Below are 26,100 nucleotides of genomic sequence, written 5' to 3' on the forward strand. Positions count from 1 at the left end.
GGTGGATCCCCCCGCAACCCTCAGCTGCGGCGCTCCCGTTTCTGAAGGAACATGGCGTTGAAGCGTTCGAGCGGCAGTCGGCGTTTGCGCGAACCCGCTTCATAAACGATCCATACCACTTTCTTCTCCAAGTCGACGCTGTCGATGACGGCCGGGCCGTCGGGGGTCGAGAGCAATGTGCCGGCGACGGGCAGTTGCGGCCCCTTGCAGGAGGAAGCGGCCGGATCGTTTTTACTGAACCCGAGACAGCATTTCGGCTTGTTGCAGAGACCGGTGATGTTGAAGGCGTGGCTGTCGGCATTGCCGGTATCAGCATACTGGGTCTTGTCGGCAAACGGATTGGCATGGATCTTCTGGAGCCAGCTCGAGCAGCAGAGCATGCACCCGCAGGGGCCGAACGCATTGGCGCGCCGGGCCTCCTCGCGCGTCGTGATCTGCACCATCTGGATCCTTGCACGGAACTCCCCGGCAAGGTCGCGCACAAGGTTGCGGAAATCGACGCGGTGCGACGAGGTGTAGTAGATGGAAAGCTTCTGCTGGTCCATGCGCAGCTCCACGTCGACCAGTTTCAGCTCAAGGGCGTGGCGCCGTACCTTCGCAATGCAGACGTCACGGATCTCATCCTGCTTTTTCATCACATCCTTAAGCATCACGAGATCCTCGGGGGTAGCCAGACGAAGGATTACCGGACGGGTTTCATGCTTCCGGTCGAGCCCCTTGAGAACGAATTTCTTGCGGGCTATCCGGCCCGTCGAATAGACCATACCGAAATCATACCCCCCGTCTGACTCCACGATGACTTCCTGGCCGACATCGAGCGGCACGGCTGTGTTGTTCAGGAAAAAGTCACGGAGACAGCCTGCAAGCTCGACTTCACAGATATCTCCCTCTACGCCGGTCACCTCATCAGCGGAGCCGGAGTAAAGTTCTTCGACTTCGCTGTGCAGCAGCTGTGAAAGCCGCAGCCTGACCTGTGCGTTGTCGCCCTGAAGGCAGCTGCATACAACATTACCCATAGTCGTTATTTCACTCCTTAGGTGAGGCGCCAAAAAGCGCCTTAATGTATGGGGCGCAAAAAGCGCCTTAAGGTTTCAATCCGCCGGTTTATCGAAGCCTTTCCCCTAAGAAGGGTACGGGCCCCCTCAAGCCGGCGGGCTATGACGTTCTCTTTGAGCGTGTCGAGCCGGGCCGAAGTTTCCTCCTCAAGGAGGCCGGTCAGCCGCTCCGTGCCAGGAAACGTTTCCCGGGTGACTTTCTCTGGTGGAGCGATCGACAGGAACAGCTCAGGTTTCTGTTCTTCAAGATATTCAATCCGGCTGACAACTGAAACAAGGTAAATGCTCTCTCTGGATTCCAGAACACGCTTCACGATGGAGGCCGCCCCGCGGTAATAGCCGAGCGGGCGCCGGTCGACATGCTCGATCCTTCCCTGCGGGAAGAGCCAGAGCGCGTTCTGCCTCTCGGAGGGGGCAAGGAGCAGTTCGGCCGCATAGGAGAGAGTCCGGGCCGCACTGCGAGGGTTCTCCCTGTTGAGTGAAAATGCCCCGAGACGGGTGAAGAACCGGTGCTTTTGGAGCTGTCGTTCTTCAATGATGATGTGAAGGTTCTGGCAGAAGTACTCCTCTGTGAGGAGCTGCGACCAGAACCCGTCCCACCAGTATGCGTGGTTGCAGTGGAAGATGACGGGCACACGGAGGTCCATCTCCCTGAGGGCGGGGTCCAGCAACACCCTCACGGAGTTGAAAAACCGCCTGAACTGCCGGCGCGAGTACCAGCCGAACCAGAGGGTGTACAGCCTGCTGCGCCGGACATACAGCATCAAGTCCTCACTGGAATGCGCGGCTGATGCGGAGGACAGCCTCCTCCAGAGAGGCAATTGAGGCCGCATAGGAGAGGCGGAGGTTTTCGGGGGCACCGAACGCGTCACCCGGAACCGTCGCCACGTAATGCTCCTTGAGGAGGTACTCGGCCACGTCTGCCGAATCCTTCATCACCTTTCCGCCAAGCGTCCTGCCGATGATGCCCCTGATGGAGGGGAAGATGTAGAATGCACCCTCAGGAAGCGTTGCCTCCACGCCGGGAATGGCGTTGAGGGCATGGAACATGAAGTCGCGCCGTTTTTCAAACTCACGCCTCCGCTCCTCGACAACCGACTGATCGCCCTCGAGGGCGGCGACAGCAGCTTTCTGTGCGATGGCGTTGGGGTTCGAGGTGGTCTGCGACTGGATCTTGTCGCAGGCATCGATGATCCATTTGGGGCCGGCGAGGTAGCCGATGCGCCAGCCGGTCATGGCATAGGTTTTCGAAACACCGTTGCTGACAATCACCCACTCCTTCATTTCGGGGATGCGGGCGGGCGAGAACGCCTTGACGCCGCCGTAAACGATCATGTCGTACATCTCGTCGGAGAGGACAAAGATCTCGCGGCCTTTGAGCACATCCATCAGCGCACGCACTTCCGCCTCGCTATATACAGAGCCTGAAGGGTTCGAGGGAGAGTTCAGGACCAGCATGCGGGTTGCAGGGGTGATGGCAGCCGTAAGGTCGGCGGGAGTCATCTTGTAGCCGTTTTCGATCGAGGTCGGAACCGTTACCGGGGTTGCACCTGCCAGGCGAACCATTTCGGGGAAGCTGACCCAGAACGGGGCCGGAATAAGCACTTCATCGCCTTCCTCGCAGAGGGCGAGGAACGTGTTGGCAAGCGTCTGTTTGCCGCCGTTGCTCACCATGACCTGGTTCGTTTGGAACTCCAGGCCGTTGTCGCGGCGGAACTTCTCCACAATGGCTTTTTTCAGCTCGGGGATGCCGGAGTTGGCCGTGTAACGGGTAAAGCCGGAACGGATGGCCTCGATGCCGGCCAGGTTGACGAAGTCAGGGGTCGGGAAATCAGGTTCCCCGGCTGAAAGACTGACAATATCCTTGCCCTCGGCCTTCATGGCGTTGGCAAGTGCTGAAATCCTCATGGTCTGCGATTCCTGCATGCTCCTGACCCGGCGTGTCAGGTATTTTTCTGCAGGCGAAGTGGTGGTCGGCATAGTGGTCTGTTATTCGTTTATGATGTGGTGTTAGGTTTCAGTTCTTTTCGTTTGCGGTGCAGCATCGAGAGCACGGAAGGGTGCACGAACTTGCTGACGTCACCGCCAAGCATTGCGACCTCCTTGATGATGGAGGAGGCGATGTAGGTGTACTTGACATTCGGCATGAGAAAGACGGTGGTCACATCGGGATTCAGGTGGCGGTTCAAAAGCGAGAGCTGGAACTCGTACTCGAAGTCCTTTACCTGGCGCACCCCCCTGATGATGGCATTGGCGCCCACGTCACGGGCATATTCGGCCAAAAGACCATCATGCAGCACTTCCACATGCAGCCCGTCCATACCGATGGTGATTTCGCGGATTGCGTCCATCCGCTCCTCCACCGTAAAGAGGGTGTTTTTATTGCTGTTTTCGGCAATGAGCACCGTTACCTCCTCGAAAATCGTCAGCGCCCGCTCCAGTACGTCGAGGTGTCCGTTGGTAAACGGGTCAAACGTGCCTGGATATATGGCTTTCTTTTTCATGGTGCAGGGAATTCAATGCTGAAAAAAAGTAATTCTCGTCATACCGTAGTCACGGTGGAACGAGTAGTAGGGCGAAAGGGAAAAATCACCGTGCGCATCGTGCTCGATGAGCAGCCAGCCATCTTCTTCGAGGAGGCTTCCTGCCATAATGCCCTCAATCAGCCTGGGATAGTCTTCCCATGCATACGGGGGGTCAGCGAATATCAGGTCGAAGGAACCGGTCTCCGTCTGCAGAAACAGGGTGACGTCTTCATTCACAATAGAGACCATCTCTTCCACCTTGAGCTCTCCTGCCGTTTTCCGGAGGGAGCGGAGCGAAACGGGATGACGGTCGACGAAGGTGACCCTGGTGGCTCCCCTGCTCAGGGTCTCAAAGCCAAGGGAACCGAAGCCTGCAAAAAGGTCGAGCACACAGGACCCTTCGAAATCCATTCTGGAGTGAAGGATGTCAAAAATCGACTTCTTCACCCTGCTGCTGCACGGACGAACATCCTGCAGGGGGGCAGTCGTTATCCTGCGGCCCCGGTATCTGCCCGCGATGATCTGCACTGGAGGCCCGTTGCCCTAGAAATCGCCGAAGCGGGTCTCTTCGAGGATCGCAAGCGCTTTTTCGGCATCGTCCTTCGAGGGCGGCTTGCCGTGCCAGTTGGTATTGTCCTCCATGGTGCCTTCAAAGAACGGAACCCCCTTGCCCATGATGGTGACAGCAAGGATGACTGAAGGGTTCGGGGCTGCCGCCAGCTTCACCTTCTCGACGGTGGCGACAAAGTCCTCGATGTCGTTGCCGTCGCAGTGATAGACGTTCCAGCCGAATGCACGCCATTTGTCTGCGAAGGGCTCGATACCCATGACGTTTTCCACCTCTCCGTCAATCTGCTGGTTGTTGTAGTCGACGATGCCGATGATGTTGCCGAGGCCGTAATGGGCGGCACTCATCGCAGCCTCCCAGATCTGGCCCTCCTGGCACTCGCCATCTCCCATGAGGCAGAAGACATGTCCACCCTGCCTGTTCATGCGCTGGCCGAGCGCGGCTCCCGTTGCAACCGAAAGACCCTGGCCGAGTGAGCCGGACGCGATGCGGATGCCGGGAAGCCCTGCCTCACACGTCGGATGGCCCTGGAGATAGGAGTTGAGCTGGCGGAGGGAACCGAGCTCCGAGAGGCAAAAGTATCCTGAACGGGCAAGGACGCTGTACCATACCGGAGCGATGTGCCCGTTGGAGAGGAACAGCAGGTCCTGGTCGCCATGGTCCCAGAAATCATGGGGGCGGTGGCGGAGAACCCTGAAGTAAAGGGCTGTGAAAATGTCTGCCATGCCAAGGGAGCCGCCGGTATGGCCGGAACTGGCCATTGAGAGCATGCGGACGATGTCGCGGCGGACCTGGCGGGCCATAGCCTTGAGGTCTTCAAGTGAGCCGAGCTCAAGTAGCTCGCCTTTTTTTTCAGCAGGATAGCGCTTTAAAGTTGCCATGGGGAGTAGTACTGCGTTCGTGTATGAAAAATAAAGGGAAATTCAGTGGCTCTTGCCCGGTAAGCCGAAAGTTAAAGGGCTTGGCAGAAATAACAAAAAAAACTCACTCACCTTCGCGCTTTCTCTCCCTGTGAAATCTGCGGAGGGCGAAAAAAAGGAAGAGCGCGAAAAGAATCGTGATAGGCACGCTGTAGAGCGCAAGATAGCCTGAGGCCTCCTGCCAGTTGCTGCCAAGGAAGTAGCCGCCGTAGAGCAGGAGCAGGTTCCAGAGGAGCGAGCTCAGAAATGCGGCCGGAAGAACCCGGGGCACATGCAGGTGCATGAGGCCCGCCATGATGGAAATGACGGCCCGTGAACCGAACAGGAACCGGTTTACCAGGACGGCAAGGTAGCCGTGCCGGGAAAACTTCCTGCGCAGGACCACCATGTCACCGGGGGGGAAAAGCTTGTGGAGACTGCGGGAGAGCCAGTGCTTCACGGGCCCTGCATCGTCGGCATAGAGACGGACGCCGAGCCCCCGGCTGAAGAGGAAAAGCAGCATGAACCCGGCCGTGGAACCGAGGGTGGCCGATAAAAGCGACCAGCCCATCGAAATCGTGCTGAAGGAGATCATGTAGCCGACAAAAGCCACCGGCACGTCCCCCGGAATCGGGGGAATGACGTTTTCAAGGAAAGCGACAAGGAACAGCAGGAGGTAGACCGAAAGAGGGTCTGCCTGCTGCAGCCACTGTATCGCAGGTTCCATCATGAAAGCGCCCCTGAGCCGAGTACCCGCTTCTGCACTTCGCTGTAGGCATCCTCAATGCCGCCAAGATCAAGGCGGAACCGGTCCTTGTCAAGCTTTTCGTTGGTCTCGAGGTCCCAGAACCTGCAGGTGTCGGGGCTGATCTCGTCGCCGAGCAGGATTTCGCCGTGATGGCGGCCGAACTCTAGCTTGAAATCGACAAGCTTGAGCTTCACGCCGGCAAAAAAGGGCTTCAGCACCTCGTTGACCCGGAGGGCGCGTGTTCCAAGCACGGCAAGTTCATCAAGGCTGGCCACACCGAGAGCCACGGCATGCGATTCGTTCATCAACGGGTCGTCGAGATCGTCGTTCTTGAGGTAAAACTCGACGATGGGCTCCCGGAGCACACTTCCTTCCGTAAACCCGTAGCGCTTCACCAGAGAACCTGCGGCGATGTTTCGCACGACAACCTCGACCTTGATGATATCAAGCTTCTTGCAGAGCATGTCGCGGTCGGAGAGTTTTTCTACCAGATGGGTGCGGACCCCCTCGCCTTCCAGCATGGTGAAGAGCTTGCAGGAAATGGCGTTGTTCACCACCCCCTTTTCTGCTATAGTGCCCTTTTTCTTGTTGTTGAATGCGGTGGCGTCGTCCTTGAACTCCTGAATGACGAGATCAGCTTCATCGGTCAGGAACACTTTCTTTGCCTTGCCTTCATGGAGGAGCGTTGTCTTTTTCATTATGCGGTTACGTTGGTGAGTAGGTGATAACAAACGGGTGAAAAAGGATGGCGGCGCCCTCTGGGGCGCAGGTGGAAAGAGGATTTGCTCAGCGCCCGTCCGTACGCTCTGAAGCAGCCTGCTGTACCGCGCCGGTAAGCACGATCGTGATCTGGTCGTCGGTTAGGCCGCGATCTTTGAGGAAACTCATGAACCGGAACACTCCGAGGTCGGAGAGCATGGCTTTCGGCTGGTCTCTGTCATCCAGCCCTCGCGAGCGACTGTGCTCACAGGAGGTATGGATCCAGTCTTCGATAAACGGCTCTGTCTTGCCCTTCTCAAGAAAAAAAGCCGTGACAATACGTTCGACATCCTCCAGAGAGGGCTCCGGATGGGCTTCGAATACCAGCTGCATCTCTTCGGAAATTCTGGTCAGGACGATGACTGCCTCCCTGTCAAGAGTCTCTTCAAGAATGTCCTTGGCACGGTCCTTGACATCTCGTTTCCGATCCATACCGCGTTCCCCTGCAGTGAATGAAATAAAAATTGAAACTGGAAAAATCCCGATTAAGTTACATAAAGCATACTGATTATGACAATGAAAAAAATACTCTCCGCCTTTTTGCTCCTCTCGCTTCTCCATGGAGTGGCCAAAGGCGGTGAAAAGACTGTAGATGACCGCCCCGAAAGCCTGCTCCTCCTGTGGTGGAACGTCGAGAACCTCTTCGACACGACGGATGATCCAGGGATCTCCGACGAGGAGTTCACCCCGGAAGGCCGGCTGCACTGGACCCCTAAAAAACTCCTTCTCAAAGAGATGCGCATCGCCTACGTCATGCAGGCGATCGCCACCCATCCTGACTACGGCCAGCTTCCCGCCGTGCTCGCCTTCGCCGAGGTTGAGAACGGTGCCGTGTTCCGCCGTGCCCTCCAGAAAATCAAGGGAGCCCGGTACCGCGCCCTCTACCATGACTCCCCCGACCTGAGAGGCATCGACATCGCGCTCGCCTATGATCCGGAGCGCCTGGACTTCACCGGAATGAAGACCTACAGCGTTCCGCAGGATGGGCGTCCAACGAGGGACATCATCGTCGCCGGGTTCAAGAACCGGGGCCGCCCCTTCACCCTCATCCTCAACCACTGGCCTTCCCGCGCATTCGGCAGCGCCCTGACTGAGAAGAAACGCATCATGGCCGCCAGGGTGGCAAGGGCTGCGGCCGACAGCCTCCTCCTCCAGAACCCGGATGCCGACATCATCGTCATGGGCGACTTCAACGACAGCCCCCAGGACCGATCGGTGAGGCGCACCCTCCGCGGCACCCTCAATCGTCTGCAGGCCCAACGAGCCAAGGACGGCACCCTCTACAACTGCTGGGGTGGAAGCAGCCAGCCCGGCAGCTACTCCTACCGGGGCCAGTGGGAACGGATCGACCAGATCCTGGTCTCAAAAGGCATGCTCTCCGGCCCCGGCATCCGCACCGATGAACCCGGTGCGTTCAGCTGCTTCTTCTTCCGCCCCATGTTCACAAAATCCGGGAAAAAGCCCTGGAGAACCTATGAGGGAGGAAAATACAGCGGCGGCTACAGCGACCATCTCCCCCTCCTGCTCAAAGTCGCCACCACGTCGCACCCGCACTGATTCCTGCGTACTTTTCCCCCGCAAAAAGAACCTTTCCGACTGGCCGATACAGTCCGTTAACAATCGTTATCTTGTTATTTATAAAAAACTTATACGTACATTACTGCTAATTGATTCTTCCTCTCTCTCTCTCTTTTGCAACCGTAAACAAACCACCCATGATGAAAGTGCTCGTGGGCCGGATTCTGCCGGTTATGCTCATCCTCTTTGCCTCAGGGCCTCTTTCCGGAGCGGTCTACCACCTCCCCAAGGACTCTCTCTCGGTCTCGACGGCCGACCACAGCAAATTCCGGCAGCTGCAGCGGGAGTTCAAAAGCGGGCCCGAAGTCACAAAAGCCTGCCTCGAGTGCCACACCGAAGCTGCAAAACAGGTCCACCGCACCAAGCACTGGACCTGGGAAGTGCCGATGAAAGACGGCAAGATGCTCGGCAAGAAAAACGTGGTGAACAACTTCTGCATCTCCGTTGAAAGCAACGAAGCGCGATGCACGTCCTGCCATGTGGGGTACGGATGGAAAGACAAGCAGTTCGACTTCAGGAGCGAACAGAACGTCGACTGCCTCATCTGCCATGACGGAACCGGCACGTACCAAAAGCTGCCCGCCGGAGCCGGCCACCCCGCCTACGAGGCGACGGTGCAGGAAAAGAAGAAGTACCCCAAAGTAAACCTCTCCTACGTTGCCCGGAACGTGCAGAACCCGGACCGCCAGAACTGCGGCATCTGCCATTTTGAAGGCGGAGGGGCCGACGCGGTGAAGCACGGAGACCTGGACGGCTCACTCATAAAGGGGCCGCGTTCGCTCGACGTGCACATGGCGACGGGCAAAAACGAGCTGAACATGACCTGCGTCGACTGCCATAAAACCGAAGGACATCAGGTTCCCGGCAGCCGCTACACACCTATGGCTCGTGATACCCACGGCTTCGACTATCCCCTGGCCGACGACTTCCCGACATCCTGCGCCTCGTGCCACAGCCTCGAACCGCACCGGAAGAACAAGAAGCTCAACGACCATATCGACAAGGTGGCCTGCCAGACATGCCATATCCCCCATATCGCAAAAGAGCGCCCGACGAAAATGTGGTGGGACTGGTCGAAGGCGGGCAAGTTCGACGAAAAGGGAAAAATGATCACGAAAAAGGACGCTGCCGGCATGCCGACCTACGTCACCAAAAAGGGCGAGTTCCGCTGGGAGAAAAACGCTCGGCCCGAGTACCGCTGGTTCAATGGCGAAATGAACTACGTGACATTCCACACCACCATCAACGACAAAGGAGTGGTGTCGGTCAACCGTCCCTCCGGCATGACCGGCGATACACTTTCCCGCATATGGCCCTTCAAGGTGCACCGCGGGCTCCAGCCCTACGACACGGAGCTGAAGCACTTCGTCAAGCCGAAACTCTTCGGCCCGAAAGGCTCCGGCGCCTACTGGTCGGACTTCGACTGGAAGCGCTCGATAGAAGCGGGCATGAGGGAGTCCGGGCTTAAGTACAGCGGCAGCTACGGGTTCGTAGAAACCGAAATGTTCTGGCCGATTTCGCACATGGTTTCACCTAAAGAAGATGCGCTCGGCTGCGTGGAGTGCCACGCCCGCGGAGGACGGCTTGAAAACCTCTCGGGATTCTACCTTCCCGGCCGAGATGTCAACCTGTTCGTTGAAATCATCGGACTCCTCGTCACCGTCGGCTCACTGGGAGGAGTCATCATCCACAGCATCGTGCGCTACTACACCACAAAAAAACACAAGGAACGGGAGGAGAGAGCATGAGGAAAATCTATCTGTATGCACGGTTTCAGCGCTTCTGGCACTGGATGCAGGCCCTCATCATCTTCGGCCTTCTCTTCACGGGAATGGAGGTTCACGGGCTCTTCAAGATCATGGGCTACGAAGCGGCATTCCATGTGCACAACTTTTTTGCCGTCGCGCTTTTGAGCTTCATTGTCCTGGCCTTCTTCTGGTACATCACCACCGGTGACTTCCGCCAGTACCTGACGGAGGGCAACCTGGTCGAGAAGATCCTCATGCAGGCCCGCTATTATGTCATCGGGATCTTCCGCAACGAGCCGCACCCGTTCAAGAAAAACGAGATCTCCCGGCTGAACCCGCTGCAGCGTATCACCTATCTCGGCCTCACGCTTGTCGGCCTGCCGCTGCAGATCATTTTCGGGTTCATCTACTACTACTTCAATGAGCTGGTAGACCTCGGCATGAACCCGGCATGGCTCGAGCCGGTGGCCCACATCCACACGCTCCTTGCCTACCTGCTCATCGGGTTCGTGGTGATGCACGTCTACATGACCACCACCGGCCACACCGTCACCTCCAACATCAAGGCCATGATCACCGGCTGGGAAGAGGTGGAGGACTAGGAGGCGTAACAGTAGAGGCAGCGGTGGCTGCAGGTTCCATAGGTTCCAATGTCCCGGCTTGGCGCACACCCGCACTGGTGGCGCTGGCCGGGATCTTTTTTTCTCCCTCCTTCCCTATTCCGCCCGAGCCCAAGGTCCAGCTGAGCACGGCCCGAAATCCGGAGGAGCAGATCCCTGTCGACGCAGCTCGAAGGGCGTACGCCCGCCTGCGACAGGTCCAGCGCCTCGGCGCAGGCGGAAAGCTCCATACCGCACTCCGCGGCAATACGGGCACAGCCTCCCGCAACAGCCTCCATCGCTGCAGCATCCAGCTCAAGCGTTCCCAGAGCCTGCATCGCCCGCTGTGTCTTGCGGTACCGGTCGACGAAGCTGATGATGGCGTGCCGGGTATAACCCGAGAGCTCACGGGCGAAGTGAGCGAACGATTCCAGATGCCACTGGACGTCCATCCGTGCGGTAAGGATCACGGGATCGTACCGCCAGATAACCCGTTCAGGACCGAGATGCTCTGACAGGCACCGGAACCGGTCCACGAGAAGCGGCTTCGGAGGAAGGCACGGCTCGATGTCGGTGCCGTAGGGGGTGAGGGTGAAGAGGAAGTAGTAGGGGTAGCCCATGCGGTCCAGCTCCGGGAGGAAGGGCATGAAGGGGCCTGGATCTTTCGTCCAGAACACGATGCCCTCAAGGGCATCGGGGTTGAGGGCAATGCGGCTCACCTGGCTCGGCCGCATGGGATTGGGAACCAGCACCTCACCCGCTCGCAGGCACTCCATAAACCACTCCCCGTGGCATGCCGGTATGTCGGTCCGGCGGCTTGCGCTGATGATCACCTGTGAGCGGGAGCGGGTGGGGCCTGCGGTGCGGAGGGAACCCGGAGGATCTCCTCCCAGGAAGTGGTGTAGCGTGGGGAGATGTGCCGGCAAAGCGGCTCCCAGGCCCGGGAGTCCTCCGCGGCAAGGCGGATGCTGCCGTTTCCGTAGCGGAGGTTGACCTGTTCCATGACCTGCTGGAGCGCTTCAGCTCTCCCCTCACCCTCGTCGCCGAAGAGCAGGAATGACTCTCCCGGAGGGTTCTTCGGAGCAATGGCTCCGAGAAGCACACCGGCTTTCCGGTACGGGTGGCCGCCCTGGTAGATCGCCTCGAGCACCCGGGAGGCGGCCGTGACGAGCGTCATGGCATCGTCGGCCGCACGGGGAAGAGAGACGGTGCGTGAGGCCTCGCGCCGGAGAGCGGAAGCGGCAAACGGGCTCGTGGAGATGAAGACGGTGAGAAGCGAGGCCGTCGAGCCCTCACGGCGAAGCTTCGAAGCGGCCCGGGAAGCGAAGCTTGCAACAGCCTCTTGCAGTTCCTCAACCGAGAAAACGTTCCGGCCGAACGAACGGGAGGTGCAGATGGTCTGTTTCATGGGCCGGACAAGCTCCAGCGGGAGACATCGGTGCCCCTGGAGCTCAGCCTGTACCTTTGCGCCGGTGACCCCGAGCAGCCGGCGCACAAGCGCGGGAGGCATACCGGCAAAGTCGGCTGCGGTTTGAATACCCTGCAAAGCGAGTTTCAGGCTCCACTGCCGACCGATACCCCAGACATCCTCCAGAGGGGTGGACGCAAGGGCACGGCGCACCCGGTCCGCCCCCTCAAGCATGAGCACGCCGCCGCACGAGGGGTCTTTCTTGGCCGCCTTCGCTGCAAGTTTGGCGAGGGTCTTGGTATGGGCGATGCCGATGCTGACGGGGATACCGGTGTGTTTGAGCACGGTGCGTCGCATGAGGGCCGCATGCTCCCTGAGGCCGAAACGCCGGAACCCGGAGAGGTCGAAAAAAGCCTCGTCGATAGAATAGCGCTCCTGCTCCGGAGCCATGGCCCCGAGGGTGTTCATCACCCGTGAAGACATGTCACCGTAGAGGGGGTAGTTGGAAGAAAAGACTGCGACGCCGTGGCGGCCAATCACATCCCGGCACCGGAACAGCGGAGTACCCATCGCTATGCCAAGCGCTTTCGACTCCTCGGAGCGGGCGATGACGCAGCCGTCATTGTTGGAAAGCACCACCACCGGCCGCCCACAAAGCATGGGGTTGAAGACCCGCTCGCAGGACACATAGAAGTTGTTGCAGTCGGCAAGGGCGAACATAAGCGCTCCCCGTTCAGCGGGACTTGTGGATGACATACGTGACGATACCCCACACCTGGAAATCGCTCTCCTCGCCGATCCGGATGGGGCTGTATGCGCTGTTTTCAGGCATGAGCATGAGCACCCCGTCATCCATGGCAATGCGCTTGACGGTGAACTCCCCATCCAGAAAACAGAGCGCGATGTCGCCCTCCTTCGCATCCAGGGAGCGGTCGATGACAAGGATGTCGCCTTCGGCGATGCCGGCCTCGATCATCGAACTCCCCTTCACCCGCGCATAGAAGGTTGCATCGGGGTGGCGGACGAGGGCCCGGTTGAGGTCAAGGGTAACTTCGAGATGATCCTCGGCCGGCGAGGGAAACCCTGCCGAAACAGCCGTTTCAGCCAAAGGAAGCGGCAGCGGAACCGAGAGGTCGGCCCGATAGAAATCAAGGAAAAGAGTATGGTGTATGCTGCTTAGTCGCATGAGGGTTAATAAACGAAACATTCCAGGAGCCGGCAAGAAAAGTAGCAGAGAACCCGCCCGGAGGGGGGCCTCCTATATACCCTTATGATACGCCATATCGAAAGAATTAACAGGATCGGAACCGTGAATAACGCCCCGGAGCCCGCCCTGAAGTTTGCAGTCCGCTTCATAAATCGTAAATTTCATCTTTACTATGACTTAGACTCCATCATAAGCCGGCACGCCGGTCCTGTTCTTTGGCCTTTTGCAGCATCGGCTTCCCTGAAGCCCGGATCTACTGTTCCTCACACCGGAACAGTGGATTTCGCACGTTCGCACGTTCGCACGTTCAAACATCCAACAAAAAAAAGCCATGGACAATTCAACTGTGCTGTACGCAATTCCTCTCACCGGAGTACTTGCGCTGCTGTATGCCTTGTTCAAAGCCTCCTGGATTTCAAAGCAGCCGGAAGGTACTGAAAAAATGTCGACCATCGCCGGGCACATCGCCGACGGGGCCATTGCGTTCCTGAAGCGCGAGTACAAGGTCCTCGTCATCTTCGTCGCATCGGTTGCAGTTCTTCTCGCCTTCGCCAACAGCGGCAGAGAGGGTACATCCCCGATCATCGCCGTGAGCTTCGTCGTCGGAGCGTTCTGTTCCGCTTTGGCCGGATACTTCGGTATGAGGGTGGCGACGAAAGCCAATGTGCGCACCACCCATGCTGCAAGAACAGGCCTCGGAGAGGCGCTCAACATCGCCTTTTCGGGCGGTCTCGTCATGGGGCTTTCCGTCGTCGGGCTCGGCATCATCGGCCTGTCCGGACTCTTCATCATCTACAGCCAGATGTTCACGGACATGGCTGAAGTCATCAACCTCATATCCGGCTTTTCGCTCGGGGCATCGTCCATCGCGCTCTTTGCCCGCGTGGGTGGAGGCATCTACACCAAGGCGGCCGATGTCGGTGCCGACCTGGCAGGAAAGGTCTATGAAGGCATCCCGGAAGACGACCCGCGCAACCCCGCCACCATTGCCGACAACGTGGGCGACAATGTGGGTGACGTGGCCGGCATGGGCGCCGACCTTTTTGAGAGCTATGTAGGCTCGATCATCGGAACCATGGTGCTCGGTGCCGCGTTCATCCCCGTATTCAACACTATCGGGTTCCCCAACCCCATCGCCGCCGTCATGCTTCCGCTGGTGCTTGCCGCAGTCGGCATCCTGGTCTCCATCGCCGGATCGTTCCTCGTGAAGGTGAAAGAGGGAGGCAACCCGCAGACCGGCCTCAACATGGGCGAGTTCGGAGCATCCATCGTCATGGCGGTGCTCAGCTACTTCCTCATCACAGCATACCTCCCCGCAAGCTGGACGGCTGAGGGCATCGTCTACAGCTCGCTGAATGTTTTCTATGCCGTCATCATCGGTCTGGCCGCAGGCGTCATGATCGGCCTCATCACCGAGTACTACTGCTCCACCGACAAGGCACCGGTCATCGGCATCGCCCGCCAGAGCATCACCGGTGCGGCAACAACCATCATTGCAGGCCTCGGCGTCGGCATGATGTCGACGGCCCTTCCCGTCCTCGTGCTTGCTGCAGCAATCGTCGCCTCGCACTATTTTGCAGGCCTCTACGGCATCGCCATCGCAGCCCTCGGCATGCTCTCCGTCACCGGCATCCAGCTGGCCGTCGATGCCTACGGACCGATTTCCGACAACGCCGGCGGCATCGCCGAAATGGCAGGGCTCCCGGCCGAAGTGCGTGAACGGACCGACAAGCTTGACGCAGTCGGAAACACCACCGCCGCCATAGGCAAAGGCTTTGCCATCGGCAGCGCAGCCCTGACGGCCCTGGCCCTCTTCGCTGCTTACCGCCAGCAGGCCCACATCACCTCTCTCGACATCGCAGAGCCGATCATCATGGCAGGCCTGCTGATCGGTGCCATGCTGCCGTTCGTATTCAGCGCCATGGCCATGGGAGCGGTAGGGCGCGCAGCAAGCGACATGATCAACGAAGTCGGCCGCCAGTTCCGTGAAATCCCCGGCCTGCGCGAAGGAACTGCTCCTGCAGAGTTTGCGCACTGCGTCGACATCTCCACCAAGGCAGCCATCCGCGAAATGATCCTTCCCGGCCTCATGGGCGTGCTCGTTCCTGTAGTGGTCGGGTTCATATCCAAGGACATGCTCGGCGGTCTGCTTGCCGGCGTGACCTCATCGGGCGTGCTGATGGCCATCTTCCAGTCGAACGCCGGCGGTGCATGGGACAATGCCAAGAAACGCATCGAGGGCAAGATCGAGTTCGACGGAGTGGTTTACGGTAAAGGGTCCGATACCCACAAGGCCGCCGTTGTCGGCGACACGGTGGGCGACCCGCTCAAGGATACCAGCGGCCCGAGCCTCAACATTCTTATGAAGCTGATTGCGGTTGTGGCGCTCGTGATTGCCCCGCTGCTTTGATAACTCGGCAGCTTTTCGTACCATTGGACGGCCTTCAAATGAAGGCCGTCCCTGTTTTCACCCTCTCTCTGAAGGTCTCAAGCAATGAAACTCATCATCGGCCTCGGGAACCCTGAATCCCGTTACAACAATACCCGTCACAACATCGGCTTCGACCTTGTCGACAGCCTCGCCGCCGCGTTCGGCTCATCGTTCAGCTCCGGAAAGGGAAAATACCTTGCCGCAAAGATCACGCACCGTCAAGAGACCTTGATGCTCATCAAGCCGACCACCTACATGAACCTCTCGGGCCATGCCGTTGTGGCAGCCATGAACTTCCACAAGGTACAGAAGAACGACATCCTCGTCGTCTGCGATGACCTCAACCTCCCCTCCGGCACCATGCGCCTGCGCGCAAAAGGCTCGGCCGGCGGCCAGAACGGCCTGAAGCATATCATCGAATCGCTCGGAAGCGACGAGTTCGCGCGCCTTCGCATCGGCATCCGCCTTGGAGAGATGCCGCCGGGGTCGTTTTCGTCGTTTGTGCTGGGAAAATTCAGTGCGGAAGAGCGGGTTGTGATGGACCGGACACTCGAATCATGCCGGGAAGCCGTTCTGGACTTTGCCAAAAACGGCATCGAGCACGCCATGAACCACTACAACAAGTCGGCAGAATAACTTCAGAATGATTGCAGAATGATTGCAGAATGACGCGCTCTCTCGTTCAGCAGGCAACGAGGCATGCGGGTGCAGCTTCCTCGATCCCGGCAACCGCATCCATACCTCCTGATATCTCCTGAAGGAACATGATTGCCCGGTGGTTGAATTCGACGGGCTGGTCGACGTTGCAGACATGGCCGCTGTTGGTGATGACCTGCAGAAAAGAGTTGGTATGCCGGGTAATGATGATGCGGACCGCCGGCAGGAACATATGGTCCTCCTCCCCCATCAGGTAGAGGGTGGGGATGCCGGTATCCTTTTCCTCAAAGTACCGCAGGAGCGGTGTGAGCTCATAGGTGAGCCGGAACCAGCGCATGAACTCTTTCTGCGCCACCTTTTTCGCCTCGTTCACAAAGAGCAGGCGCGACTTCTTGTGGCGCTCCCGCGGCATGATGATCCAGGCAAAGAAGCTGTAGAGCCACATGTAGGGCACCACACGCTTGAACATATTGCCGAGGGTGACGAGCACCTTGGCCCTGACGTTGAGCCGGATGATGGCCCCGCCCATCACCATGGAGCTGACCCGTTCGGGAGCCAGTTCGCTGAGGTTGCGGATGAGGATGGTGCCGAGGGAGATGCCGATGAAGTGGGCCTCACGGATCTTGAGGGAGTCAAGCACCTCCAGAATGTCGCGGGTGATGTCCTCGAAGTTGTAGTGGCGGTCTTCCTTTGATCCGGCGACTGCCTTGGATCGCCCGTGGCCTCGAAGGTCGACGAGCAGCACGTTGAAGTGGCGGATGAACTCCTTGATCTGAAGGAACCATATCGAGGAACTTCCGCCTGCGCCGTGCACGAACACGACCCACGGGGCCCCAGGTTCAACCAGTTGATATGTCTTGTAATGCAGCATTGAAGAACACTTTTGAAACGCCGTTCTCTATAGTTACCCACTCCCTACCCCCTACTAACTCCGGAATGCCGGAAAACCTCACCCGTCTGCCCGAAACACCCGTACCAGCTCGAAAAGCGCCACGCCTGCGGCAACTGACACGTTCAGGGAGTGCTTGGTTCCGTACTGCGGAATTTCAAGAACCCCGTCCGAGAGCCTGAGCAGACTGTCATCAATCCCCTGAACCTCATTGCCGAGCACCAGGCAGAGGGGGAAATCAACAACCGAAAGCGACGTGTAGGGCCGGCTCCCTTCGGTAATTTCAAGGCCAAAGACCTTCCGGCCGGAAGCTTTCATCTCAAGAACCGCCCGGTGCGGGTCCTGGATGTACTCCCAGGGCATGCTCAAGTCGGCCCCGAGTGCGGTCTTCGAAATCTCCTTGCGCGGCGGTGTTGCCGTATAGCCCGAGAGGAGGATCTTTTCGATGCCTGCACAGTCGGCTGTCCGGAACAGTGAACCGACATTCCACATGCTCCTGATGTTGTGCAGGAGCAGCACGACGGGATGGCGGTCCGTGGGCGGATACTCGCCGGGGTCGAACCGCCCCATCTCACTGGCCTCAAGCTTGCGGAAGCCCTCCATTGCCATCTAGCGAAGCGCCCTGGAAAGCCCGTCGAGCAGGCGACGGTTCTCGTCCCGGAGCCCGATGTTGCATCGCAGGCAACCCTCCATCAGCGGATATCCCGAGACGTTCCGCACCAGAATACCCTCTCCACGAAGATGCTGGAAGACCGCCCTCGGATCGGCAACGCGGATGATGAGGAAGTTCGTGTCGCTCATGAACGGCTGCAGGCCATCCATTCCCTCAAGTTCAGAGTACATTCGTTCACGCTCATCCAGAATATACGATACCGAATCCTTAACAATAGAATAATTCGCGAGCACATGGCGGAGGGTGATCTCGGCAAGCCGGTTCGATGCGAACGGAATTTTGGGTTTTGTGAGCTCGGCCATCAGCGCTTCCGGCGCTATAGCGAAACCGATGCGCATGCCGGCAAGGGCAAGCGCCTTCGACATGGTTCTGAGGATCACCACGTTCGGAAGCTCATCGACTAAGGGAAGGGCTGAGGGATGGCGTGAAAACTCGATATAGGCCTCATCGACAAGCACGATGGCACCGGACTCCGTGGCTATGCGCCGGATGTCATCAGGAGAAATGGACTTACCGGTCGGGTTGTTCGGCGTGGAGAGCACGATGAGGTCCACAGCCTCAGCTTTAGCCCTTTCAAGAATAAGGTCGGCATCGAAATCCAGTCCCCGACGCATAGGCACTGAAACGATGTCGGCCTGCATGAGGAGGGCGATCTTCTCATACAATGAAAACGAAGGCTCCGGAATCAGGATCCTGCGGCCCGGACCGAGACACGCCATGAATATGGTGTAGAGCAGCTCGTTCGAGCCGTTGCCCATGATGACGCGGCCGGCCGGAACCCCCAGGAACTCCGCGTAGGCCTCGATCCCCCGGTAGGGCAGGATGTCGGGATAGCGGTTCCAGGGCTCGCGGACGAACTCTCTGGCGATGGCCTCCTTGAGCCACATCGGAACGTCAAAGGGGCTCTCGTTCTGGTTGAGTTTCACAGGTGCCTCCTGGCCCCCCTCCACCACGTATGCGCCTATCTTCTGAAGAGCCGGATTGAGGTGTCGGTGGATGTCGTTCTGCATGGGAATGCGGAGAGGAGTTGCTTACATATTGATTACGTTCTCTGGTCCGTTGAAAAATATCTTTTTCCGAGAATTCACGAAAATAAACTGGACAATGATCCTTTTTATTCGTAACTTAAAACAAGACAAAAAATATCCTGTATCTAAATCCTAGAAGGAGGACAACAATGACGACGATCAAGAAATCCCCGATAGACCTGCTTGATGACATATACAGTCTTGCATACTGGATGACAGGCAGCGAGAAGGCCACAAGCGAGCTGGTCAACATGACCTATGTCAATGCCGATATGCGCTCTGAGGAAACCGCCATCCTCAAGACGTTCCGCGAGTGCTACATAGACCGGTACGGCCAGGAAACAGACTTCTGCATCGACAGCATCGACTGCAAGCCGGAACGGAATCTTATGGCCGTGCTTCGCCAGTGGGCAGCCGACATAAAACTCAGCGTCCTGCTCAACGAGATTTCAGGGCTGAAGCACGCCGAGATCTCGGAAATCATCGGCAAACCGGTCGAGACCATCCGCACCTGGCTCTTCCTCGGCCGCAAGCTGCTTGTCTCCGACATGCTCCTGAAAGTCTCAGCCTGAGCCGCTCAGGGCCCCAATGCAACAGTCGTGCAAAGACCGCCCTCCTTCACCGGGCGGTCTTTTGTTTTACGCCCTCCCTCACTATATTGGTCCTTAACTAGAGACGGTGCCCGCTGCAGGGAACCCAGAGGACAGCCCTGAGAACAATTTTCATCATCCCCGCATGATCATCATCACCGGCGGCGCAGGATTCATAGGAAGCGCCATGCTTGCCGAACTCAACATCCTCGGAGAGGAAAACGTCACGATCGTTGACGAGCTCGGCCTCACCACCCCGCCGAAGTGGCGCAACCTCTCCGGACTAAGATACCGGGACTTCATCCATAAAGACGACTTCCCCGCCCTGCTTCAGCGCCATGCGCTCCAGGATGTGACGGCAATCATCCATATGGGTGCGAACAGCTCCACCACCGAGACCGACGCCGACCACCTTCTCAGGAACAACTACGAATACTCCAAGAAGATAGCCGCCTACTGCATGGAAGAGGGCGTAAGATTTATCTATGCCTCCAGCGCGGCAACCTACGGCGACGGAGCCGAGGGCTACACGGACGGCACAGAAGCCGTCGAGCGGCTGCGACCCCTGAACATGTACGGATACTCCAAACAGCTTTTCGACCGCTGGGCCATCCAAAACGGCGTCCTCGGAGCAGCAACCGGCCTGAAGTTCTTCAATGTCTACGGCCCCAACGAGTACCATAAGGGAGACATGTCGAGCGTGGTCTATAAAGCATACCACCAGATTCTGGAAACAGGGGAAGTAAAGCTCTTCAAATCGCACCGGGAAGGCTACACGGACGGCGGGCAGGAACGCGATTTCATCTATGTCCGGGACTGCACCGCCATCATGGCCTGGCTGCTCGAAAACCCCTCCGCCACCGGCCTCCTCAATGCCGGAACCGGCACGGCAAGGACATTTCGCGAGCTTGCCGAAGCAACGTTTTCAGCCCTCGGCCGCGACCCTTCGATCGAGTACATCCCGATGCCCGAGGCGCTGCGGGACAAGTACCAGTACCATACCCGGGCGGAAACCGCCTCGCTCAGGGGATGCGGGTACGATAAGCCGTTCACGACGCTTGAAGAGGGCGTCAGGGAGTATGTACAGCGCTACCTCATGCACGAGAGCCCGTTTCTCGACATGAATACAGACACGAAGGCCAACCCACAACCCTCCGCAACTTGACTACCAGGCAGATTGAGATAGAAGGCATCGAACCGGTCATCCTCTTCGGCCCGCACGACGCAAACCTGAAAACCCTCAAGAAAGCGTTTCCCGACGTCCGCATCAGCTCAAGAGGCGCGAAGCTCTCGCTGGAAGGATCAGGGGACGATGTCCGGGCCCTCGGCAGGATCATCGATGAAATGCGCCAGCTCGCTCTCCGGCACGGAGAAATCCTAGAAAGTGACCTCAATACCCTCATACACCTCACCATCTCCCCCGTTGAAGAGAGCGGAGAAGGAAAAGCGGCGGATGAGGACATCATCGTCTCGACGCAGGACTATGCCGTACGGGCCAAAACCAACGGGCAGCGGCGGATGGTGACTGAGGCCAAAACCAACGATATCGTCTTTGCCATCGGTCCGGCCGGAACGGGAAAGACCTATACGGCTGTGGCCATCGCGGTCGCCGCATGGAAAGCCAAGACCGTCAAGCGCATCGTCCTAGCCCGGCCTGCCGTCGAGGCCGGCGAAAGCCTCGGGTTCCTGCCCGGCGACCTCGCCCAGAAAATAGACCCCTATCTGCGCCCTCTCTACGATGCCCTGCAGGACATGCTGACATCGGAAAAACTCCGTCTGCTCACCGAACGAAGGATCATCGAGATCGTTCCGCTCGCCTACATGCGCGGCCGAACCCTCAACAACGCATTCATCATCCTCGACGAAGCCCAGAACGCCTCGACGAAACAGATGAAAATGTGCCTCACCCGTCTCGGGCTGAACTCCAAAGCCATCATCACCGGCGACGTCACCCAGGTCGACCTTCCGCAGGAAATCGAATCAGGACTCGGCAACTCGCAGAAGATCCTCAATGGGATCAAAGGGATCAGTTTCGTGCACCTTGACAAATCCGACGTGGTGCGTCACAAACTCGTGCGTGACATCATAAACGCTTACGAAATCCACGAAAAAAAATAACCCCTCCCGCCAATGGGCTCCGTTCCGCCGATGGACATACCGTCCAGACAGCCTCTCACCCCCGCACTACCGGGGGTGTTTTATTTTTAAGCGAATTTTAAGCCGCCCTTCATCTCCGTTTAAGGATTGCGGGGCTATGTTATGATCAGTCGGTTGGATACCATACACAGCCGGCTGCAGCAGAGAAAGATGAAACCAATGAACAACAGAATGGAGATTATGATGAAAAAAATGACACTGATGGCACTTCTGGGTACCACGAGCATGCTCCTCAGCACCCCGGGCTTTGCAGCGTACCGCGGCCCCGATGCGGCCGTTGTGCAGCCAAAGGGACCCCGTGCCGCAGCGGCCGCATCCGTCCGGGACATGCCTGAGAACTCGAGGGTCATGCTTGAAGGCCGCATCGTCAACAAACGCCGTGGCGACTGCTACACCTTCCGCGACCGCAGCGGGGAGACGCTCCTGGAAATCAGGAACCGGACATGGAATGGCTTCAACGCCGACCATACCACCCTGGTCAGGGTATTCGGCAAGACCGAGCGCCGTGGACGGCAAACCTGCGTGGAGGTCAAACAAATCGAGCGGGCAGACAGGGGCAGGATGGCGGTGGGCCCGCAGATGCGTCCCGGCACCATGGGACCCGGGCGCTGAACAAACCTGATACGTCAATAAATTATAACCCAAAATCATCAACCAACCCGTTCAAGCTATGAAACTGACCATGAAATCCTGGGCAACTCCAATCGCCGCCGGCGCCTTCCTGATCTCGGGAGTTACAGGAGTGCTGATTTTTTTCCATATTGAAACGGGGCTGGTCGAACCTGTCCACAAGTGGCTCAGCTGGCTGCTTGTGGGCGGCGTTTCCGTCCATCTCCTCGCAAACTGGAAAGCGTTCAGCCTGTACTTTTCAAAAAACTCAGCCCTTGCCGTATTTGCCGCGGCAATGCTCGTGACCGCTCTTTCAGTAATGCCGTTCTTTGGTGACGAAGAGCATGAGAAAACAGAAAAAAGGACCGCCCGAAGTCTGGTGCGCGCTCTTGAGTCCTCTTCGCTCACTACCGTGGCGCTGGTCGTCAACGATACCCCTGAAACTCTCGACATGCGCCTCAAGAGGCGGGGCATCAAGGATACCGACCCATCTATGACCGTAAGCGCCATTGCTGATGCAAGCGGCATGGAAGCCGGTGACGTGCTGGCAATCCTCGTCGGAGGGAAAAACGGACACGAAAAAGGCAACGACTGAACAGGAACCCATGCGACTGCTGATCATTGAAGACGAACCGGGAATAGCCCGCTTTCTCAAGGAGGGTCTTGAAGAGGAGCACTTTGCCGTCGACACGGCCTTCGACGGAGAAAGCGGGCTTGAGCTCGGCATGAGCAACGATTACGACCTCTGCCTGATAGACTGGATGCTGCCGAAACTGAGCGGCATCGAAGTCTGCCGCCAGCTCCGCAAAGCCGGTTCGGCAGTTCCGGTCATTTTCCTCACCGCCCGCGATACCCTCGACGACGTCGTCTTCGGCCTCGGGGCGGGTGCGGACGACTATGTAAAAAAACCGTTCGCATTCGAAGAACTCCTGGCCAGGATCCGCGCCCGCCTGCGACAGAACACACCAACCACGGGCCCGCTCACTGCAGGTGCACTTTGGCTCGATCCGGAAACACACCGGGCAGGGTGCAATCGGCATGATCTCACCCTTACACCCAAAGAGTTCGCCCTGCTTGAATACCTCCTGAGGAACCTTGACAGGGTCTGTACGAGAAGCCGCATCATCGAGCATGTCTGGGACATCCATTTTGATGCTGACACCTCAGTCATCGACGTCTATGTCAATTTTCTCCGCCGCAAACTCGAAGCCGCAGGATGCACGGGCCTCATCAAGACCGTCCGCGGGGTCGGCTATGTCATCCGAACACCTGAAGCAAACAACGAGGAGAAGAGTAACGAGTGAGTCTTCGGAACCGCATAGCGGTATACTACACCGCAGCCACAGCCGTGCTCATCGCACTGGTCTTCACCACGGTCTACCTGATGGTAGAGGGTGTGGTCTACCGGCACTTCGACCAGGAGCTGACGATGGCGGCCGCAAGGGTTGTGAGCATCACGGATGGACGCCTGAATGACCGGCGCCCGATGGAAATGGAGGATTCTGACCGGGAAAAAGAGGACGATGAGCACCGCAAGCACCGCCGTGAACGCTTGAGGACGGAGTTCATACAGTACTCCGCTGCCGATGGCACCCCCATCTCCCGCTCCGGCAATCTGGGACTGAACGCCCTTCAGGTAAAGACGGGCTCCACCGCTACCATCTACTTCAACACGACGGTCGGCGGGCTTGCGGTCCGGCAGATCCAGCTCCCGGTTGAGGGTAACGGAGACCCTCAACCCAGATGGATCAGCGTGGCGCGTCCTCTCGGGGACGCCATCGCCATGCTCCTAGACCTCAGAAGTGTTCTCATGCTGTCGTTTCCAGCCATACTCATAACCCTCTTCGCCCTCACCCGCGCCATTGCAGCCAAAAGCATCCGACCGGTCGAAGAAGCAATCATGGCAGCCGAAAACATCACCAGGGAACATTTCGAGCGCCGCATACCCCTGCCAGCGAACCGTGATGAGCTTTACCGGCTCTCTGCAACGTTCAACGCGCTCCTCGACCGCCTCCAGGAGGCATTCAACCGGGAAAAGCAGTTCACGGCAGACGCATCCCACGAACTGAAAACCCCACTTTCTGCAGTGCAGGGCACCCTGGAGGTGCTCATCCGCCGTCCAAGGGAGCGGGAGCACTATGAAGAGCGCATCCGATTCTGTCTGCTGGAGCTGCATCGCATGGCAGGCCTCATAGAGCAACTCCTCCTGCTTGCACGCCACGATGCCAGAGAGGTATCCGCCACCCTCCGCTCCATCGACATCAATGCACTCATCCGTGAGGTAGCTGAGCGACAGGAATCGCGCGCCGGAGAAAAGGAAATCAGCATCCGGGTTCCAGAGGAGTCAAGCTTCATCGTAGCGGCTGATCGGGAAATGCTCGGCATCATCCTTGACAATATCATCGCCAATGCTGTGAACTACTCCCCCCGGTCAAGAACGGTCACAATCAGAACCGGCACGGAAAACGGACTGCCGTTCTGCACCATCAGCGATATGGGGAAGGGCATCGAGGAAAGTAAGCTCGAGGCGGTGTTTGAGCGATTCTACCGGGTCGACGCGTCCAGAAGCATCGGTTCGGGAGGTTCGGGGCTAGGGCTCTCCATCGTCAAAAAACTGGCGGACCTGCAGGGAATAACGGTACGGGCGGAAAGCCGGCCTGGAGAAGGTGCCACGTTCCGACTGCTCTTCCCCTACCCTTCAGACAGTTCCAGCAGGTAGGACTTGATCGAGCGGTGCCTGCCGATGCCGCGCTTTTTGTGGATGCGGTAGCGCAGGCTCTCCACTCCGCGCGCAGAAACACCCATCATGCCCGACAGTTCCCGGTTCGTAGTGTTGTGCTTCATGAGAAGCAACGTCTGAAGCTCCCGCGGCGTAAGGCTCGGATGGATCTTCTCCAGAAGTGTGATGAAGGCCCGGTCCCGTTCGGCAAAACGAATGCCCGCCTGAGCATCCGCAATCGGAGCGGAGCTTCCGGAGGAAAACAACGATCGACATGTCGCAGCAATCCCCGCACCCCGCCCCGCATCGTCCTCCAGCGCCATAACCTTTCGGGCAATCGCAGCAAGCGCAGCCCTTTTCTCGGCGACCGAACGCGAAACACTCTCCAACTTTTGTTCCTGCGAACACAACTGCAACAGCAGCCTTGATCGTTCTTCTTCAAATCCCTGAAGGGCTTGCCGGTGCAGTTCCATCTGCGCCTTCATGTGGTGTTTTTTCCGATCGAGACGCTGCTCATAGGAGCGGCGGAGGTCCGCCATCTCAGCCTGATGCTCGGCGGCTCTTGAGCGAAGGTCGTCCTGCATGCATGCAATGGAGCGAAGAAACGGATAGTATGGACTGTCAGCGGCCGGAAAAGGAACAACCTGATCAAGCATATTGAACCATGTCATCTTTGCCACGGCACAAAGAAACTCCTGCAGGCGGGCATGCCCCTCATCCTTTGAAGTGCCCCAGAACGACGCTTGCGGCAGGGTACCGCTCTTAAAGGCAAGGGTGCTTTCCACCGCGTCCTTGAAACTGTCGGCAAAGATGACCTCAATCTGAGCCGGAACCACCGATGCGGCAGTCTCCATCATGGTCCTGAACGACGGGCGAAGGTTATAGAACACGATCAGCCTCAAGCTCGGAGACCACCGGTATAACAGATTGGTGATGTCTTTTTTATAGCCCCATGACATACCATCGACATCCTGGAGGTTCCAGATCCAGTGGATCGGGCTGCCCCGAAGCACGGGACTGTCAATGACCGAATGGATGAGATCGTTATCCATATAATCCAGCACAACCGGCACGTCGGCCACCACCCTGCTGTGGATGATGTCATTGCCGATAACCGAAATCTCCTTGACGTAGCCGGCTGATCCATGCCGGACCGACCACTCGGGAAGGCGGGTAACGGGAAGATGTGAAACACTGCATCGTTCCATTCCGTGAGGGGGAAAAATCTGGCGGAAAGCTCCGTCTTTAAATGT

General features: G+C 58.1%; 28 protein-coding genes. 12 read left to right on the plus strand and 16 right to left on the minus strand.

What is annotated here, in order from left to right; all coding sequences use genetic code 11:
• Window positions 1-20: 20 nt before the first annotated feature.
• The 9 genes from A3K90_RS00190 to A3K90_RS00230 all read right to left on the minus strand — a co-directional run bounded on the left by A3K90_RS00190 (window position 21) and on the right by A3K90_RS00230 (window position 6,986).
• Complete coding sequence (locus A3K90_RS00190) at window positions 21-1,016, minus strand: stage 0 sporulation family protein (protein ID WP_011357921.1); 996 nt, start codon at window positions 1,014-1,016, stop codon at window positions 21-23.
• Window positions 1,017-1,057: 41 nt separating this feature from the next.
• Window positions 1,058-1,819 (minus strand): lysophospholipid acyltransferase family protein, encoded by a 762-nt coding sequence (locus A3K90_RS00195; protein WP_011357922.1) that lies wholly within the window; start codon window positions 1,817-1,819, stop codon window positions 1,058-1,060.
• A 7-nt stretch (window positions 1,820-1,826) separates the two neighbouring features.
• Window positions 1,827-3,035 (minus strand): pyridoxal phosphate-dependent aminotransferase, encoded by a 1,209-nt coding sequence (locus A3K90_RS00200; protein ID WP_303680626.1) that lies wholly within the window; start codon window positions 3,033-3,035, stop codon window positions 1,827-1,829.
• A 17-nt stretch (window positions 3,036-3,052) separates the two neighbouring features.
• Window positions 3,053-3,559, minus strand: a complete 507-nt coding sequence (gene coaD / locus A3K90_RS00205; protein WP_011357924.1) for a pantetheine-phosphate adenylyltransferase — start codon at window positions 3,557-3,559, stop codon at window positions 3,053-3,055.
• 12 nt (window positions 3,560-3,571) lie between these two features.
• Window positions 3,572-4,108: a 16S rRNA (guanine(966)-N(2))-methyltransferase RsmD gene (rsmD, locus tag A3K90_RS00210; protein ID WP_303680627.1), complete on the minus strand. Its 537-nt coding sequence runs from the start codon at window positions 4,106-4,108 to the stop codon at window positions 3,572-3,574.
• Between the two features lie 15 nt (window positions 4,109-4,123).
• On the minus strand, window positions 4,124-5,029 hold the full coding sequence (locus A3K90_RS00215; RefSeq protein ID WP_011357926.1) for a transketolase: 906 nt from the start codon (window positions 5,027-5,029) through the stop codon (window positions 4,124-4,126).
• A 103-nt stretch (window positions 5,030-5,132) separates the two neighbouring features.
• Window positions 5,133-5,777, minus strand: a complete 645-nt coding sequence (locus A3K90_RS00220) for a DedA family protein (protein WP_011357927.1) — start codon at window positions 5,775-5,777, stop codon at window positions 5,133-5,135.
• Window positions 5,774-6,493, minus strand: coding sequence for a phosphoribosylaminoimidazolesuccinocarboxamide synthase (gene purC, locus A3K90_RS00225; RefSeq protein ID WP_011357928.1), 720 nt, complete (start codon window positions 6,491-6,493; stop codon window positions 5,774-5,776). Before purC ends, A3K90_RS00220 begins: the two co-directional genes overlap by 4 nt.
• Window positions 6,494-6,581: 88 nt before the next feature.
• On the minus strand, window positions 6,582-6,986 hold the full coding sequence (locus A3K90_RS00230; protein ID WP_011357929.1) for a hypothetical protein: 405 nt from the start codon (window positions 6,984-6,986) through the stop codon (window positions 6,582-6,584).
• Between the two features lie 78 nt (window positions 6,987-7,064).
• Here A3K90_RS00230 and A3K90_RS00235 point away from each other — a divergent pair, with 78 nt between their 5' ends.
• The 3 genes from A3K90_RS00235 (at window position 7,065) to A3K90_RS00245 (ending at window position 10,482) form a co-directional block, all read left to right on the plus strand.
• On the plus strand, window positions 7,065-8,111 hold the full coding sequence (locus A3K90_RS00235; protein ID WP_303680628.1) for an endonuclease/exonuclease/phosphatase family protein: 1,047 nt from the start codon (window positions 7,065-7,067) through the stop codon (window positions 8,109-8,111).
• Between the two features lie 158 nt (window positions 8,112-8,269).
• Window positions 8,270-9,880, plus strand: coding sequence for a tetrathionate reductase family octaheme c-type cytochrome (locus tag A3K90_RS00240; RefSeq protein WP_041463844.1), 1,611 nt, complete (start codon window positions 8,270-8,272; stop codon window positions 9,878-9,880).
• Complete coding sequence (locus A3K90_RS00245) at window positions 9,877-10,482, plus strand: cytochrome b/b6 domain-containing protein (protein WP_011357932.1); 606 nt, start codon at window positions 9,877-9,879, stop codon at window positions 10,480-10,482. The genes A3K90_RS00240 and A3K90_RS00245 overlap by 4 nt, the downstream gene beginning before the upstream one ends.
• On the opposite strand, the gene A3K90_RS00250 is transcribed toward A3K90_RS00245, so the two are convergent.
• The 3 genes from A3K90_RS00250 to A3K90_RS00260 are packed head-to-tail and all read right to left on the minus strand — an operon-like array spanning window position 10,479 to window position 13,073.
• Window positions 10,479-11,312 (minus strand): DUF1848 domain-containing protein, encoded by an 834-nt coding sequence (locus tag A3K90_RS00250; RefSeq protein WP_303680629.1) that lies wholly within the window; start codon window positions 11,310-11,312, stop codon window positions 10,479-10,481. The genes A3K90_RS00245 and A3K90_RS00250 overlap by 4 nt on opposite strands.
• Window positions 11,309-12,643, minus strand: a complete 1,335-nt coding sequence (locus tag A3K90_RS00255; RefSeq protein WP_369690392.1) for a Y-family DNA polymerase — start codon at window positions 12,641-12,643, stop codon at window positions 11,309-11,311. Before A3K90_RS00255 ends, A3K90_RS00250 begins: the two co-directional genes overlap by 4 nt.
• Complete coding sequence (locus tag A3K90_RS00260) at window positions 12,621-13,073, minus strand: LexA family transcriptional regulator (protein WP_041463845.1); 453 nt, start codon at window positions 13,071-13,073, stop codon at window positions 12,621-12,623. The genes A3K90_RS00255 and A3K90_RS00260 overlap by 23 nt, the downstream gene beginning before the upstream one ends.
• Before the next feature lie 352 nt (window positions 13,074-13,425).
• Between A3K90_RS00260 and A3K90_RS00265 the strand changes: the two genes are divergently transcribed.
• Both A3K90_RS00265 and pth read left to right on the plus strand, forming a co-directional pair.
• Window positions 13,426-15,504 (plus strand): sodium-translocating pyrophosphatase, encoded by a 2,079-nt coding sequence (locus tag A3K90_RS00265; protein WP_303680630.1) that lies wholly within the window; start codon window positions 13,426-13,428, stop codon window positions 15,502-15,504.
• A gap of 84 nt (window positions 15,505-15,588) precedes the next feature.
• Window positions 15,589-16,161 (plus strand): aminoacyl-tRNA hydrolase, encoded by a 573-nt coding sequence (gene pth, locus A3K90_RS00270; RefSeq protein WP_011357937.1) that lies wholly within the window; start codon window positions 15,589-15,591, stop codon window positions 16,159-16,161.
• Window positions 16,162-16,207: 46 nt separating this feature from the next.
• Here the strand turns inward: pth and A3K90_RS00275 are convergent, their stop codons facing one another.
• The 3 genes from A3K90_RS00275 to hisC form a co-directional block, all read right to left on the minus strand.
• Window positions 16,208-17,053, minus strand: a complete 846-nt coding sequence (locus tag A3K90_RS00275) for an alpha/beta fold hydrolase (RefSeq protein ID WP_011357938.1) — start codon at window positions 17,051-17,053, stop codon at window positions 16,208-16,210.
• 78 nt (window positions 17,054-17,131) lie between these two features.
• Window positions 17,132-17,674, minus strand: coding sequence for an RNA methyltransferase (locus A3K90_RS00280; RefSeq protein WP_303680641.1), 543 nt, complete (start codon window positions 17,672-17,674; stop codon window positions 17,132-17,134).
• A gap of 6 nt (window positions 17,675-17,680) precedes the next feature.
• Complete coding sequence (gene hisC, locus A3K90_RS00285; RefSeq protein ID WP_303680631.1) at window positions 17,681-18,754, minus strand: histidinol-phosphate transaminase; 1,074 nt, start codon at window positions 18,752-18,754, stop codon at window positions 17,681-17,683.
• 167 nt (window positions 18,755-18,921) lie between these two features.
• Between hisC and A3K90_RS00290 the strand changes: the two genes are divergently transcribed.
• The 7 genes from A3K90_RS00290 to A3K90_RS00320 all read left to right on the plus strand — a co-directional run bounded on the left by A3K90_RS00290 (window position 18,922) and on the right by A3K90_RS00320 (window position 24,847).
• Window positions 18,922-19,344, plus strand: coding sequence for an RNA polymerase sigma factor (locus A3K90_RS00290; RefSeq protein ID WP_011357941.1), 423 nt, complete (start codon window positions 18,922-18,924; stop codon window positions 19,342-19,344).
• A gap of 163 nt (window positions 19,345-19,507) precedes the next feature.
• The gene (gene rfaD, locus A3K90_RS00295) at window positions 19,508-20,527 is read left to right on the plus strand and encodes an ADP-glyceromanno-heptose 6-epimerase (protein WP_303680632.1); all 1,020 of its coding nucleotides are present in this window, start codon (window positions 19,508-19,510) and stop codon (window positions 20,525-20,527) included.
• A complete protein-coding gene (locus A3K90_RS00300) occupies window positions 20,524-21,480 on the plus strand; it encodes a PhoH family protein (RefSeq protein WP_011357943.1) in 957 nt (318 codons plus the stop codon). The genes rfaD and A3K90_RS00300 overlap by 4 nt, the downstream gene beginning before the upstream one ends.
• Before the next feature lie 219 nt (window positions 21,481-21,699).
• A complete protein-coding gene (locus A3K90_RS00305; RefSeq protein ID WP_157858156.1) occupies window positions 21,700-22,131 on the plus strand; it encodes a YgiW/YdeI family stress tolerance OB fold protein in 432 nt (143 codons plus the stop codon).
• A gap of 58 nt (window positions 22,132-22,189) precedes the next feature.
• Window positions 22,190-22,723 (plus strand): DUF4405 domain-containing protein, encoded by a 534-nt coding sequence (locus A3K90_RS00310; RefSeq protein ID WP_011357945.1) that lies wholly within the window; start codon window positions 22,190-22,192, stop codon window positions 22,721-22,723.
• Between the two features lie 10 nt (window positions 22,724-22,733).
• The gene (locus tag A3K90_RS00315; protein WP_011357946.1) at window positions 22,734-23,432 is read left to right on the plus strand and encodes a response regulator transcription factor; all 699 of its coding nucleotides are present in this window, start codon (window positions 22,734-22,736) and stop codon (window positions 23,430-23,432) included.
• Window positions 23,429-24,847, plus strand: coding sequence for an ATP-binding protein (locus A3K90_RS00320; protein WP_303680633.1), 1,419 nt, complete (start codon window positions 23,429-23,431; stop codon window positions 24,845-24,847). The genes A3K90_RS00315 and A3K90_RS00320 overlap by 4 nt, the downstream gene beginning before the upstream one ends.
• On the opposite strand, the gene A3K90_RS00325 is transcribed toward A3K90_RS00320, so the two are convergent.
• Window positions 24,820-26,055, minus strand: a complete 1,236-nt coding sequence (locus A3K90_RS00325) for a hypothetical protein (protein WP_303680634.1) — start codon at window positions 26,053-26,055, stop codon at window positions 24,820-24,822. The genes A3K90_RS00320 and A3K90_RS00325 overlap by 28 nt on opposite strands.
• Between the last annotated feature and the right edge of the window lie 45 nt (window positions 26,056-26,100).

Source organism: Pelodictyon luteolum (assembly GCF_001622165.1).
GTDB classification, from domain to species: Bacteria; Bacteroidota; Chlorobiia; order Chlorobiales; family Chlorobiaceae; genus Chlorobium; species Chlorobium luteolum_B.

Bases quoted from the DNA above. Each gene is read 5' to 3' on its own strand.
- A3K90_RS00230 (WP_011357929.1), bottom strand. From the start codon at position 6,986: ATGGATCGGAAACGAGATGTCAAGGACCGTGCCAAGGACATTCTTGAA.
- A3K90_RS00200 (WP_303680626.1), bottom strand. From the start codon at position 3,035: ATGCCGACCACCACTTCGCCTGCAGAAAAATACCTGACACGCCGGGTC.
- A3K90_RS00275 (WP_011357938.1), bottom strand. From the start codon at position 17,053: ATGCTGCATTACAAGACATATCAACTGGTTGAACCTGGGGCCCCGTGG.
- A3K90_RS00220 (WP_011357927.1), bottom strand. From the start codon at position 5,777: ATGATGGAACCTGCGATACAGTGGCTGCAGCAGGCAGACCCTCTTTCG.
- A3K90_RS00255 (WP_369690392.1), bottom strand. From the start codon at position 12,643: ATGTCATCCACAAGTCCCGCTGAACGGGGAGCGCTTATGTTCGCCCTT.
- A3K90_RS00195 (WP_011357922.1), bottom strand. From the start codon at position 1,819: ATGCTGTATGTCCGGCGCAGCAGGCTGTACACCCTCTGGTTCGGCTGG.
- rfaD (WP_303680632.1), top strand. From the start codon at position 19,508: ATGATCATCATCACCGGCGGCGCAGGATTCATAGGAAGCGCCATGCTT.
- A3K90_RS00315 (WP_011357946.1), top strand. From the start codon at position 22,734: ATGCGACTGCTGATCATTGAAGACGAACCGGGAATAGCCCGCTTTCTC.
- A3K90_RS00190 (WP_011357921.1), bottom strand. From the start codon at position 1,016: ATGGGTAATGTTGTATGCAGCTGCCTTCAGGGCGACAACGCACAGGTC.
- A3K90_RS00240 (WP_041463844.1), top strand. From the start codon at position 8,270: ATGATGAAAGTGCTCGTGGGCCGGATTCTGCCGGTTATGCTCATCCTC.
- A3K90_RS00215 (WP_011357926.1), bottom strand. From the start codon at position 5,029: ATGGCAACTTTAAAGCGCTATCCTGCTGAAAAAAAAGGCGAGCTACTT.
- A3K90_RS00260 (WP_041463845.1), bottom strand. From the start codon at position 13,073: ATGCGACTAAGCAGCATACACCATACTCTTTTCCTTGATTTCTATCGG.
- A3K90_RS00265 (WP_303680630.1), top strand. From the start codon at position 13,426: ATGGACAATTCAACTGTGCTGTACGCAATTCCTCTCACCGGAGTACTT.
- purC (WP_011357928.1), bottom strand. From the start codon at position 6,493: ATGAAAAAGACAACGCTCCTCCATGAAGGCAAGGCAAAGAAAGTGTTC.
- coaD (WP_011357924.1), bottom strand. From the start codon at position 3,559: ATGAAAAAGAAAGCCATATATCCAGGCACGTTTGACCCGTTTACCAAC.
- A3K90_RS00310 (WP_011357945.1), top strand. From the start codon at position 22,190: ATGAAACTGACCATGAAATCCTGGGCAACTCCAATCGCCGCCGGCGCC.
- hisC (WP_303680631.1), bottom strand. From the start codon at position 18,754: ATGCAGAACGACATCCACCGACACCTCAATCCGGCTCTTCAGAAGATA.
- pth (WP_011357937.1), top strand. From the start codon at position 15,589: ATGAAACTCATCATCGGCCTCGGGAACCCTGAATCCCGTTACAACAAT.
- A3K90_RS00290 (WP_011357941.1), top strand. From the start codon at position 18,922: ATGACGACGATCAAGAAATCCCCGATAGACCTGCTTGATGACATATAC.
- A3K90_RS00280 (WP_303680641.1), bottom strand. From the start codon at position 17,674: ATGGAGGGCTTCCGCAAGCTTGAGGCCAGTGAGATGGGGCGGTTCGAC.
- A3K90_RS00235 (WP_303680628.1), top strand. From the start codon at position 7,065: ATGACAATGAAAAAAATACTCTCCGCCTTTTTGCTCCTCTCGCTTCTC.
- A3K90_RS00305 (WP_157858156.1), top strand. From the start codon at position 21,700: ATGATGAAAAAAATGACACTGATGGCACTTCTGGGTACCACGAGCATG.
- A3K90_RS00325 (WP_303680634.1), bottom strand. From the start codon at position 26,055: ATGGAACGATGCAGTGTTTCACATCTTCCCGTTACCCGCCTTCCCGAG.
- A3K90_RS00245 (WP_011357932.1), top strand. From the start codon at position 9,877: ATGAGGAAAATCTATCTGTATGCACGGTTTCAGCGCTTCTGGCACTGG.